Genomic DNA, 10,440 nt, shown 5'->3' on the forward strand with positions numbered 1-10,440 from the left:
CTCACGGCCGGAATTCCCAGTGCCAGGGCTCGGAGGGCACGGTGCGCTTGAAGCCGAACTCGGCGGCGTGGGCGGCCATCCACCGGTAGGTGGCGCTGCTGGTGCTGCCCACGTTGACGTCCACGGCGATGCCGCCCTGGTGGTTGGAGTAGCCCGGTTTGGCGGCGAGGTTGCCGGTGCCGTTCTGGTACTTGCGGTAGAGCTCCTGCTGCTCGGCCATGGTGCGGAAGCCGCTGTTGACGTGCAGGTTGATGCCGGCGCGGGCCGCCGCGGCGTGCATGCGGTTGAAGGCGGCCGCCGCGTCCGAGCGCATCTGCTTGCCATTGGGAATGCCACTGAGGGTGATCTGCCGGGGCACGCCGTTGACGTAGCCGGTGACGACGCGGCCACCTCCCGAGGGAGCGGAGGGGCCCGAGCCGCCGCTCACCTTGATGCCCAGCTTGTCCCACGTCTTGGGACCCACCACGCCATCAGCCGCGAGACCGCGGGACTTCTGGAAGGCCTTCACCGCCGCCTCCGTCTTGGGGCCGAAGGCGCCATCCGCGCTGCCCGCGTTGAAGCCCAGGGCGTTGAGCCGGTTCTGCAGGGCGCGCACCGCCTCGCCCCTGGCGCCCTCGCGCAGCGTGGGGCCCGAGCCGCCCGAGGACGCTCCCACCTTGTTCAGGGCGCCCCACGTCTTGGGGCCCACGATGCCGTCGGCCGCGAGGCCGTGCGCCTTCTGGAAGGCCTTCACCGCCGCTTCCGTCTTGGGCCCGAAGGCGCCGTCCACCGAGCCCGGGTTGAAGCCCGCCGCCTTGAGCTTGTTCTGCAGCGCGGTGACGGAGGCACCCTTGGAGCCCTCGCGCAGCACGGGGTTGGACAGGGCCGCGGTGGTGCGGAGGGCGGAGGAGGGGGCGGCGCGGGCAATGGCGACCATGGGGGCGGACTCGCTTGTTCGCAGGGGGACCAACTGTTCCCATTTTCGTAGGGCCTGAAAAAAAGTTTCCTCCGCATGTGAGGAAAAGGGGCCGAGCCGCGCCGAGCCCCCTCGGGACGGGGGTCAACCCGGGGGCGCGTCGCGCAACAGGGCCTGGGTGTGTGTCAGGAGCTCGGGCCCCCCGGGCTCACCGTGGCCGGGCACCACCTCGCGCATGTCGGGAAAGCGTTGACGCAGGCGCTTGAGGCTCGCGGGCCAGGCGGCCACGTCCGCGTCCTCCACGTTGCCGAGGTTCCGGGCGCCCGCGTCCTTCACGAAGCAGCCGCCGAACAGGAGCCGGTGGGCGGGCAGCCACACGACGAGGTTGTCCCGCGAGTGCCCGGGGCCGGGGAAGAAGACCTCCAGCGGGCCCAGCGTTCCCGTTTCGGGCAGGCGCTGGTCGGGGGCGGGCCGGCCGTGCCCAGCGGTGAGGCGCGCGGTGTCCTCGCTCGCGTGGACGGGCACTCCTCGCGCCACGAGCGCGGACATGCCTCCCGTCCGGTCGGCGTGGGAGTGTGTCACCAGGGCGGCGCGCACGGGCCGGTGCAGGGTGTCCTTCGCCCACGCGAGCAGGAGCTCCGTCTGCCGCGCGTTCCAGGCCGTGTCGACGAGGAGCGTGGAGTCGCCCTGCTCGACGAGCAGCCCGTTGGAGGGGGTGCGTCCCCACTCCTCGCCCGCCAGCGTCACGTGGAGCCAGACACCGGGAGCGATGCGCCGGATGCGGACGTCCTCGGCGAGCACGGCCTCGTCGGCAGCCGGGGCCTGGCCCACAGCGGACGGAGCCGGAGTCCCTTGGTCCGGAGCGGGTGGGGTGGAGGCACAGGCCGTGCCCAGCAGGAGCAAGAGCCACGCGCGAGGCGGGCGGAGTCGGGAGAGGTTCATGGTGGGGGCGACTCTACTTTGGCGTCGCCCCTCGCTCAGTCGCGGACGACGAAGTGCATGGGGACTGGCGAGGTCGAGCCCAACGCGCGTGTGAGGAAGGCGGGGCGCACGTCGAGCCGCTCGAGCTCCTCGAGGGTGAACCATTGGAATCTCAGCACGGCCCCGGGCTCCGAGCCGAAGTACGGACCGGGGCTGGTCAACAGAGGGCTGTCGTCTGGGAGGGTGACCTCGAAGTACATGCCGAGCTCGTGGTAGTTCCGGCCCGCGTGCGGGAAGAAGTTCTCGGCCACCCACAGCAGACGGCTCACGGTGGCCTCGAGTCCCAATTCCTCTCGCAGCTCGCGAACCACGGTGGCCGCGGACTCCTCTCCGGGTTCCACGCGCCCGCCCGGCAGTGCCCAGATGGTGTCGGTCTCGAGCCGGTGGAGCAGCACGCGAGCGCCCTGGCGGATGACGGCGGCGGCGCGCAGGTGGAAGCGATGCGTCGGCGTGTCGAAGGAGAGCATGGGCGGCGAGCATACCCAGCGGGCCAGGGGAGGATGCTCCAGGGCGAGCCACCGACACCCACAAGTCACGCGCGTGTCACCGTGGGTGAAAGGACAGGGCGTAGCTTTACTGCATGAGCCCCTCTGCGGCCCCCGTGAATCCGATCCCCCCTGAAGGAGTTGCTCCCGAGTCCTACTCGGATCCCAATGACGAGGTGCTGCTCGAGGGGAAGTTCTTCATGGACCCTCTGGAGTTCTCGAGGAATGGGCTGTGGATCATCTCCTTGCTGCTCATGGGCATGCTGGTGCTGGCACTCGCCCAGATGACGGACTCCGCCAGGGAATTCAATCTGGCCGCGGTCTGCATTCTCGGTCTGTGGTTGACTCGCAGGACCGTCGTCACTCTTCTCCAGTTCCGCGCTTCTGGACGGTACCAGCTCAAAGAGGAGCGCCTGCGCTGGGTGCCACGCCAAGGCCCCGCTATCGAGGTGCCGTTGAGCAGCATTTCCCAAGACAATGGTGTCGAGCTGAATCGCAAGATCCAGAGCGTGTGCGTGCGCCTGAAGGACGGACGAACACTCAAGCTCATCCGCATCACGAACGCGGAGTTGTTGACTGTCAGTTTGTACGTCCGGACGCAAATGCACGATATCTCCGGACCCCGTAAGCATTCGTCCGAGGCCTCCGTCTTCTGGGCGTTCCATGACAGCGGCTTCTTGCTGAGCCAGCATGGCTACGCCGTCATCGTCCCTGGGCGGGTGGCGTTTCTTCCGCTGGAGCAGAACTGCGTGGAAAGTGGCGCCGAGTTGTTCGAGGCGCTCCATGTGGGTTCCCGCTCCCCTCTGAAATCCGCGCCCCGGGCCGACCCCATCTACATCTTCGAGCAACTGAGAAGGCTGCCGCAGGGTGAATTCGAGCAATACCTTGAGGCCGTCGTCAGGAACTTGAGAGGGTTCTTCTGGTCGGCGGACCAGGTGGAGGCGATCGACATCAAGAAGTATCGGGTTGAGGATTCGGATGAGAGGGAGTGGGGCATGGTGCTCAAGGGAAGTTTCAAGAATCGGCGTTCCCTGCATCTGGGCAACACAGCCGTTTCGCGTGGTACACCGCTGATGTTGGAGGCGGGGAAGGAACTCCTGTCACGGAGTTCCGCCATGCCTTCTGCCCACTGAGAAAGGCAGAAGGCCCTGGCGTGCGTCCTGGGACATCACGGCTCGTATTCGTACTCGCCGCCTGGGTACACGAAGGAGTTCCGGGGCGCGTACCATCACCAGGCCTCCACTCCGGGCTCCACGCGCCCACCCGGCAGCGCCCAGAACGTGTCGGTCTCGAGGCGGTGCAGCAGCACGCGCGGGCCCTGGCGGATGACGGCGGCGGCGCGCAGGTGGAAGCGATGCGTCGGCGTGTCGAAGGAGAGCATGGGCGGCGAGCATACCCAGCGGGCCAGGGGAGGGGAGTTCCCTGGCCCGGGCCGCCTCTCGAGGGCTGATCTCCAGGGGTGAAGCTCAGGCTTCTTCGTCGGGCAGGAGAGTCAGCAGCAGCTCGTCGTCGGGCCCGCGCGGGAGCCATCCGGGAGGCGGCGACGTGGCGAGGAGTGAATCGCCGGCCTTGTCAACGCGCTCCTTATGGGTTTCAGGAGTATGGGCAAACCACGTGCCGAGCGCCACGGCAACCTTGAGGCGGCTATCGTCGTCCAGCACGGTCGGCCAACCATTGGGGAGACGCTGAGACAGTTCGCGCACGAGCAGGCCGCGCACAAGGCGCGTGATCTGCTTGCGTCGCTCCGCTTCGGCCAGCAGTCCGCCGAACACCTGCACTCCCGCGATGTCGTCCGGACCTAGTTCCTCGGCCAGCGCCACCAGCGAAGCGGTCGGGCGCGCCTCTGCGAAGGCGGTGAGCGAGTCGTAGCCCCGCTCGCGGACCCGCTCGTACAAGCGCACCTTCCAGTTACCCTCCCAGGAGCGTCCGTCGGTCATCGTGCTCTCCAAGGGGGAAGTTCAAACCTCTTCGTCGGGTAGGAGCGTGAGGAGCAACTCGTCGTCGGGGCCGAGCGCTCGCCACCCGGGTGGTGGTGGAGAAGCGCGAAGTGCTGCCTTGGCCCGCTCGACATGCTCTTCATGAGTTTCTGGGGTGTAGGTCCCCCAACGGGCGAGTGCCACGGCAACCTTGAAGCGGGTCGCATCATCCATAACGCCTGGCCAGCCGTTGGGGAGTGCTTCGGCCAGTTCGCGCACGAGCTGACCGCGCACCAACCGTGTGACCCGACGGCTACGCTCCGCCTCAGCCACCAACCCGCTGAACACCTGCACTGCTGCGATGTCATCAGGACCAAGCTCATCCGCCAGTTCCAATAGTGAGGCGGTCGGGCGCGCCTCAGCAAAGGCGGTGAGCGAATCATAACCACGCTGGCGCACCCGCTCATACAGGCGCGCTTTCACGTTGCCTTCCCAAGCACCTCCGTCGCTCATGGTCCTCTCCACCGGACAAATTTCATCGGGATTCTGTACTCCTTCATGTACCTCGCGACGATGTCCAGGACCTCGTTCCGCGTCAACGTCCGGCCGGCTTCAACCTCGGCGTCGCGCAGCACCTTCATGAGCATCCGGTTCCATTCACCGGGCCATGTGCGGCCAAGCTTCCAGTCGCCACCGCCGTGAATGGCCTCGTGGTGCGCCTGCTCCAACCTGACGCAGAACTTGTTGATGTCCATCTCGCCGGTGAAGCCGCGCTTCTCGAACCACTCGCGAAACTCCTTGGGCATGACGTGGTGCCGCGGAGGCTCGGCCATGCCGGCCCCCGTTTTGCCCGTCACGCGCATGCCCCGCACCTCGGGGCTGTCGCCCAGCGCCTCGCGCACGCCCCTGGGTAGCTCGCCGTGTGCCTCGGCCATCAGCACCTGGCCGGCCTGAATCCGCACGGCGGCGCTGACGGCGGGCACGGAGAGGACGCCCGCCCGCACCAACTGGCGCATCATCTCCACCCACTCGGCGGAGACGACAATCCGTGTGCCCATCATCACGCCGTTGGAACTCACCATGAAGCCCACGCCGAGCGTGGCGGGACCGGCTCGCGGCAGCAGCCGGGGCAGGGAGAATCTCAGCGCCGATAGCATGGTGAGCGCCTCCATGGCCTCCTTCAGTGCCAGCGCCTTCTGGAGGACTTCCGCCCCCTTGCGTATGGCCTCACGGAGTGTGGCGAACTCGCCGGTGAGGTGACCTACCAGGGCGGGGACGTCTTGCGCCGCGGCCTCCACCTGCTCTGGCTCCAATGAGGAGAGCGCCGTCATGGTGGGCTCGATCATCCTCTGGATGCGGTCCATGTTCATGAACAGCGTCTCCACGCCATACAGGTGCCGGGAGAGCGCGGCGTCGGTGAGGTGGAGGAAGTCGAACCACACGGCCATCAGGAAGGCGCCCATCATGGCGGCCTCCAGCCGTGGGCCGGCCAGGCGCAGGAGGGCAAGCTGCATGTCCGGGTCCTCCACCTCCGAGGCGGTGGTGGCCAGCCGGGTGGCGGCTGCGAGCTCGGCGTCAATCCATCGCAGTTGACGTTCGCCGTAGTCGACGTAGCGGACGAAGATGCCGTTGCCGACACCGGCAACGCCCGGGTGGCTGACCTCGAGCCTGGAGAGCTCGCTGGAGAGGCGGCGCGAGGAGACGGACACTTCGTCCAGGGCACCGAGAAACGCCACGTGGGCCGCGAGGGCGTTTGGCCACGCACTTCCCTCAACCCTGTCAGGGCCCGCCGCTGTCACGGACTCCCGCGAGTCCCGGCGCCGGTGCAGCCGCTCCGGTGCCTCGGGCCCAGTCGGGGAGGGTGGCGGAGAGGAGCGGGCGAGCCGAGACTCCTCGCTCGGCCCTCCGGTCACCGTGGGCCCTGTGGCCTCGTGCGGCGTGTAGTGCAGCCTCATCCCCCGGCCGGGCGGAGGCCTCAGCGACGCACAGGCGTTGGACAGCAATGCCAGGGCGAGCAACAGCCCCGTTCCCCTTGTCCCTGGCGAGTCAGCGCGCATTGTCCACTCCCAGGCTCATGTCGGAGGGCCCCCCGCACGGGCCCTCATGGCTCGTATTCGTACTCGCCGCCCGGGTACACGAAGGAGTCCCGGGGCGCGTACCAGCACCAGGCTTCCACGCGCCGCAGGGGCTGCGCCGGGCGCAGCGCGTACACCGGATGATCCTTGGCGAGGAACTCCAGCGACACCAGCTCGAAGGGGGAGACGACCTCGCCCACGTAGGGGTAGTTGCCCGCCATCAGCCGCTTGCCCACCCGCGTCACGTAGAGCAGGTGGCCGCGCGCCACCGAGCCAATGGCCGACCCCACGCGCGCCACCGTGCGGATGATGGGCACGCCGTCCACCCGCGTGGTGGCCACGAGCTCGTTGCCCGTGAGTTCCAGCACCGTCGCGCCCTGCGAGGCCGGCACGCCCCGCTCGCGCACGTAGGCGCGCACCGTCTCCGAGGAGTTGAAGTAGTGGGTGAAGAAGCGCGCGGGTGTCACGCCATCCGGTGCGGTGCGGTCCGCCAGGTCCACCCCCAGGTACGTGAGCGAGTAGGCGCCGAAGCTCGACGTCTGCTCCGCCGAGTCGACGACGTACTGGTTCATGTACACGGCCCGGTTGGCGGCGGGACGCAGCCCCGGGGCGAGCAGTGCCGCGGCGGCTTGAGGGTCGGCGGGAATCCAGCTCGAATACAGCATGCGGCTGTTGATGACGAGCTGGGGAGCGGCAAGCGAAGAAGCAGTCATATCGTCCTCGATCGTTCGAGGGCTGGACCGCCCCCGGGGCCACCCCCCTGGCCACGGTCCCCCCCCACGCCCATGGTACGTCCACTCCCGCACCGCGAGACACATTCCTCGACGGCTGCTCAGGGGGTGGGGCGCCGCTCGGCCCTCAAGCGCAGGGCGCGGGGGCCGCGCAGTTGCAGCGAGTCGCCCCAGTCCAGGCGCTGCTCCTGGCCGGGGGCGAACGAGACATGGCGCACCCGCGAGACGAGTTCCTCGAGCACCACCTTCGCCTCCAGCCTCGCCAGGGGCGCGCCGAGGCAGAAATGCACGCCGTGCCCGAAGGACAGCGAGCTCGGGTTGTCGCGGGTGATGTCGAACCGGTCCGGCTCCACGAAGCGGCGGGGGTCGCGATTGGCGCACGCGAGCAGCAGCATGACGCGTGCTCCCTCGGGAATGCGGTGGCCCGCGACCTGGGTGTCCTCCGAGGTCACCCGCACGAGCGCCTGCAGGGGCCCGTCATAGCGCAGCGCCTCCTCGACGGTGGAGGCGGTGAGTGAGGGATTTTCCAGCAGCCGCTCCAGCTCCCGGGGGTGGCGCAGCAGGGCCACCATGGCGTTACCCAACAGACTGGCCGTGGTCTCGTTGCCCGCGACGAGCAACACCCGGGTGAAGGAGATGAGATCCGGCACCTCCAGGTAGCCCTCGCTCGCCTCGAGCAGGGCACTGATGAGATCCTCGCGCGGCTCGCGCCGCCGCTGCTCGATGATCCGCTTCAGGTAGGCGTGGAACTCCTCGAGGCTCGCGAGGATGGGGGCCGGATCGTGCGTGCCCACGGCCATGGCCATCGTCTTCATGACGTCGTCGGACCAGCGCTTGAAGTCCTTGCGGCGTTCGGGCTCCACGCCGAGCAACTCGCTGATGACGGTGACGGGCAGGGGAACAGCCAGCTCCGCCATCAGATCGAACTCCTCCCGGGCGAGCATGCGCTCGAGCAACTCGCGCGTGAGCGAGCGCATCCACGGCTCCAGCTCGGCGACGCGGCGGGGCGTGAAGGCCCGGCCCACCAGGGCACGCAGGCGTGTGTGCTCGGGCGGGTCCGCGGAGATGAGGTTCTTCGAGTTGCCGAAGTAGCCGCGCGCCTTCTCGCCGCTCTCCGCCGTCAGCGACACCACGGGCTCCACGCGCGCGGAGGAGAAGATTCCCGGATTCTTGAGAACCGAGGTGATGTCGTCGTAGCGGGTGATGGCATACGCCCCCCTGAAGGGCTCCACCTGGAGGACGGGGGCGGACTCCCGGAGCGAGGCGTAGAAGGGGTAGGGGTCGCGCAGGTGTTCGGGCGACCACGGCATGACGGCAGGGGGCATGGGGACTCCGGCGGGGGGCGAAAAAAGGAAGTATGCCTGACCGTCCCCACATGAAAGACGTGCTTGCCCCGCGAGGGATCCAGCAATCCTGGTATTCCGGTCCACATTGGAATACACTAGATTCCCAATATGGATAGCAATGGAATCAAGAGGGGTGGGCACGGTCATCGCTACAAGCCGACCGACAACACCCATGGTGCACATCGCAAGGAGGTGAGGGGAGAGCATCCCACCGCCGCCACTACCGCCACCCCCACCGCCGCGGAGGCAGACCAGGCCGCGATGGACGAGGCGAGTTCATTCACCCAGGGGTCCCCCCCCAAGGGGCCCGTGGACCTTCCGCACGTTCTGGACAACCACCGGGGTCAGCGGGTGCCACATCAGGGGCAGTTCCGTCCGTGGGGCGGCCCCACCGTGACGAAGCGCCTCCAGCAGATCACCCCCGAGAACGCCCGGGACGTGCTGGCCATGGTCCGCCGCCGCTCCCCCCCTCCCTACGATGATCTCTCGAAGGTGATAGCGAACAGCGGTGGCAAGCTGTCCACCACGGAAGTCTTCTCCAACCCCGTGGAGGGACACCAGGGCAAGAAGCCGAGCTATGCGCAGACCGAGCGCTTCCTGCTCCAGCCGGGCAACTGGCACCCGGAGCGGGCCCAGATCCAGCAGCGGCTCGGCCAGCAGCGCAAGGACGCGGCCAATCGACTCTCGGATGTCATGGCGGCCCACGGCCAGCCCAACACCATCGTCGCCGTCATGGGCAACACCGCCGCGGGCAAGACCACGGCGCTGCGCACGCTCGACAACTTCGCCCATCTGGGCGCGCACCTCGACGGTGCCATCAACCCCGATCCCATCAAGGCCGACCTGGTGCAGCTCGCACGCAAGGATGGCCAGAACACCATCAGCCATAAACAGGCACATCAGGAGGGAAACGTCATCTCCCAGCGCGTCGAGCACGACATGCTCAAAACCAAGGGCGCCTCGCTGGTGTATGACAAGCGTTTCGCCAAGCGCCATGAGTTCAGCGAGATGCTGCGGACCGCGGAGCAGCACGACAAGAAAGTTCAGGTCGTGGACATCGACTCGGGTCTCACCCGCTCGGTCGTCCGCGTCCTGATGCGGCCTGTCGACAGCGCCGAACCCCGGGTCCCCTTCAACGCGGTGGCCGAGGGCTTCATCGGCACCCGGGTGAACCGCGAGGAGGTGCTCCTCGGGCGTCCTGACGAAGTGGCCTCCGATGGCACGCGTGTTCGCGGCTTCAAGGGCGTCATCGACAACCCGCGAGTCACCAGTTACGACCTGTTCGTGCCCGACAACAAGGGGATCCCGGTCCGGGTGGCCTACAAGCGCGATGGCGTATGGCACGGCCCGAAGACACAAGAGCAGGAGCAGTTGTTCGACCGCTCGGTGAAGAGCAACCCCTACAAGTCCGTGGAAGTGGCTCGTCGCATCGTGATCGACTCGAACTTCATCCACAAGCAGGTCGACGAAGCGCCGGAGTCCTTCAAGGCCCCCATGCGAGAGGCGCTGTCGCGCTTCCAGGGCATGACGTTGGAACAGGCGCTCGATGCGCACTCCAAGAAGATCAACTGAGCCGCGCACCCTGAAAGCCCGCATCCGAGGAATCACCCATGAGTGCGAGACAAGAAATCCGTGACGCGATCGCCGAGGCCCGGCGCAGTCCCGACAAGGAGCCGTTCGACATCCAGAAGTTCCGCCAGGTGTACGACGTGACGGCGGACATCGGCGAGAGTCCGCTGACGCCGCGGACGGTGGAGGAATACGAGGAGCAGTATTACCTGCTGGCGACGGAGGTGAAGACGCTGCAGGAGTTCGCGGAGTACCGCCGGGAGCTCGTCGAACACGACGCGGGCTGAGCCCGTGGGCCCCGGCCCCCTCGGCGGTCGCCTTCCAGGCCGGAGCGAGGCGTGGAGGGAGCGGGGTCCTCCGCTGGGCGAGCGAAGAGGGAAGCCTGCCTGACAGTCCCAGGTGAAAGGCGTGCTTGCCCCGGCGGAGAGTCGTTATACGGTGA

At 67.8% G+C, this 10,440-nt stretch carries 12 protein-coding genes; 3 read left to right on the plus strand and 9 right to left on the minus strand.

Translation table 11 applies throughout. The features are described from left to right. Window position 1 precedes the first annotated feature (1 nt). The 3 genes from F0U63_RS23710 to F0U63_RS23720 all read right to left on the minus strand — a co-directional run bounded on the left by F0U63_RS23710 (window position 2) and on the right by F0U63_RS23720 (window position 2,343). Window positions 2-916 (minus strand): peptidoglycan-binding protein, encoded by a 915-nt coding sequence (locus tag F0U63_RS23710; protein ID WP_395848187.1) that lies wholly within the window; start codon window positions 914-916, stop codon window positions 2-4. Window positions 917-1,039: 123 nt separating this feature from the next. Then, window positions 1,040-1,837, minus strand: coding sequence for a subclass B1 metallo-beta-lactamase (gene bla, locus F0U63_RS23715; protein ID WP_395848188.1), 798 nt, complete (start codon window positions 1,835-1,837; stop codon window positions 1,040-1,042). Window positions 1,838-1,872: 35 nt separating this feature from the next. Then, entirely contained in the window at window positions 1,873-2,343 is a 471-nt protein-coding gene (locus F0U63_RS23720) for an NUDIX hydrolase (protein WP_395848189.1), read from the minus strand. Window positions 2,344-2,477: 134 nt separating this feature from the next. Between F0U63_RS23720 and F0U63_RS23725 the strand changes: the two genes are divergently transcribed. Further along, complete coding sequence (locus tag F0U63_RS23725; RefSeq protein ID WP_395848190.1) at window positions 2,478-3,494, plus strand: hypothetical protein; 1,017 nt, start codon at window positions 2,478-2,480, stop codon at window positions 3,492-3,494. A gap of 95 nt (window positions 3,495-3,589) precedes the next feature. Here F0U63_RS23725 and F0U63_RS23730 read toward each other — a convergent pair whose 3' ends face one another. The 6 genes from F0U63_RS23730 to F0U63_RS23755 form a co-directional block, all read right to left on the minus strand. Next, entirely contained in the window at window positions 3,590-3,742 is a 153-nt protein-coding gene (locus tag F0U63_RS23730; protein WP_395848191.1) for a hypothetical protein, read from the minus strand. A gap of 85 nt (window positions 3,743-3,827) precedes the next feature. Beyond that, a complete protein-coding gene (locus F0U63_RS23735) occupies window positions 3,828-4,298 on the minus strand; it encodes an NUDIX hydrolase (RefSeq protein ID WP_395848192.1) in 471 nt (156 codons plus the stop codon). 21 nt (window positions 4,299-4,319) lie between these two features. After that, window positions 4,320-4,790, minus strand: a complete 471-nt coding sequence (locus tag F0U63_RS23740) for an NUDIX hydrolase (RefSeq protein ID WP_395848193.1) — start codon at window positions 4,788-4,790, stop codon at window positions 4,320-4,322. After that, entirely contained in the window at window positions 4,787-6,013 is a 1,227-nt protein-coding gene (locus tag F0U63_RS23745) for a DUF2380 domain-containing protein (protein ID WP_395848194.1), read from the minus strand. The genes F0U63_RS23740 and F0U63_RS23745 overlap by 4 nt, the downstream gene beginning before the upstream one ends. Before the next feature lie 365 nt (window positions 6,014-6,378). After that, window positions 6,379-7,065, minus strand: a complete 687-nt coding sequence (locus F0U63_RS23750) for a hypothetical protein (RefSeq protein ID WP_395848195.1) — start codon at window positions 7,063-7,065, stop codon at window positions 6,379-6,381. A 119-nt stretch (window positions 7,066-7,184) separates the two neighbouring features. Then, window positions 7,185-8,408 carry a cytochrome P450 gene (locus tag F0U63_RS23755; RefSeq protein WP_395848196.1) on the minus strand — a complete coding sequence of 408 codons (1,224 nt, stop codon included), beginning with the start codon at window positions 8,406-8,408 and terminating at the stop codon, window positions 7,185-7,187. 414 nt (window positions 8,409-8,822) lie between these two features. On the opposite strand from F0U63_RS23755, the gene xopAJ reads away from it, so the two are divergent. Further along, window positions 8,823-10,001, plus strand: coding sequence for a XopAJ/AvrRxo1 family type III secretion system effector zeta toxin (xopAJ, locus tag F0U63_RS23760; RefSeq protein WP_395848197.1), 1,179 nt, complete (start codon window positions 8,823-8,825; stop codon window positions 9,999-10,001). A gap of 38 nt (window positions 10,002-10,039) precedes the next feature. After that, window positions 10,040-10,285: a hypothetical protein gene (locus tag F0U63_RS23765; RefSeq protein WP_395848198.1), complete on the plus strand. Its 246-nt coding sequence runs from the start codon at window positions 10,040-10,042 to the stop codon at window positions 10,283-10,285. Window positions 10,286-10,440 lie beyond the last annotated feature (155 nt).

The organism is Cystobacter fuscus, from assembly GCF_044360685.1.
Lineage (GTDB): Bacteria > Myxococcota > Myxococcia > Myxococcales > Myxococcaceae > Cystobacter > Cystobacter fuscus_C.

What these genes read in the sequence shown, in the direction of transcription:
- F0U63_RS23755 (WP_395848196.1), bottom strand. Translation starts at nt 8,408, where the DNA reads ATGCCCCCTGCCGTCATGCCGTGGTCGCCCGAACACCTGCGCGACCCC.
- F0U63_RS23765 (WP_395848198.1), top strand. Translation starts at nt 10,040, where the DNA reads ATGAGTGCGAGACAAGAAATCCGTGACGCGATCGCCGAGGCCCGGCGC.
- F0U63_RS23730 (WP_395848191.1), bottom strand. Translation starts at nt 3,742, where the DNA reads ATGCTCTCCTTCGACACGCCGACGCATCGCTTCCACCTGCGCGCCGCC.
- F0U63_RS23735 (WP_395848192.1), bottom strand. Translation starts at nt 4,298, where the DNA reads ATGACCGACGGACGCTCCTGGGAGGGTAACTGGAAGGTGCGCTTGTAC.
- F0U63_RS23740 (WP_395848193.1), bottom strand. Translation starts at nt 4,790, where the DNA reads ATGAGCGACGGAGGTGCTTGGGAAGGCAACGTGAAAGCGCGCCTGTAT.
- bla (WP_395848188.1), bottom strand. Translation starts at nt 1,837, where the DNA reads ATGAACCTCTCCCGACTCCGCCCGCCTCGCGCGTGGCTCTTGCTCCTG.
- F0U63_RS23720 (WP_395848189.1), bottom strand. Translation starts at nt 2,343, where the DNA reads ATGCTCTCCTTCGACACGCCGACGCATCGCTTCCACCTGCGCGCCGCC.
- F0U63_RS23710 (WP_395848187.1), bottom strand. Translation starts at nt 916, where the DNA reads ATGGTCGCCATTGCCCGCGCCGCCCCCTCCTCCGCCCTCCGCACCACC.
- F0U63_RS23750 (WP_395848195.1), bottom strand. Translation starts at nt 7,065, where the DNA reads ATGACTGCTTCTTCGCTTGCCGCTCCCCAGCTCGTCATCAACAGCCGC.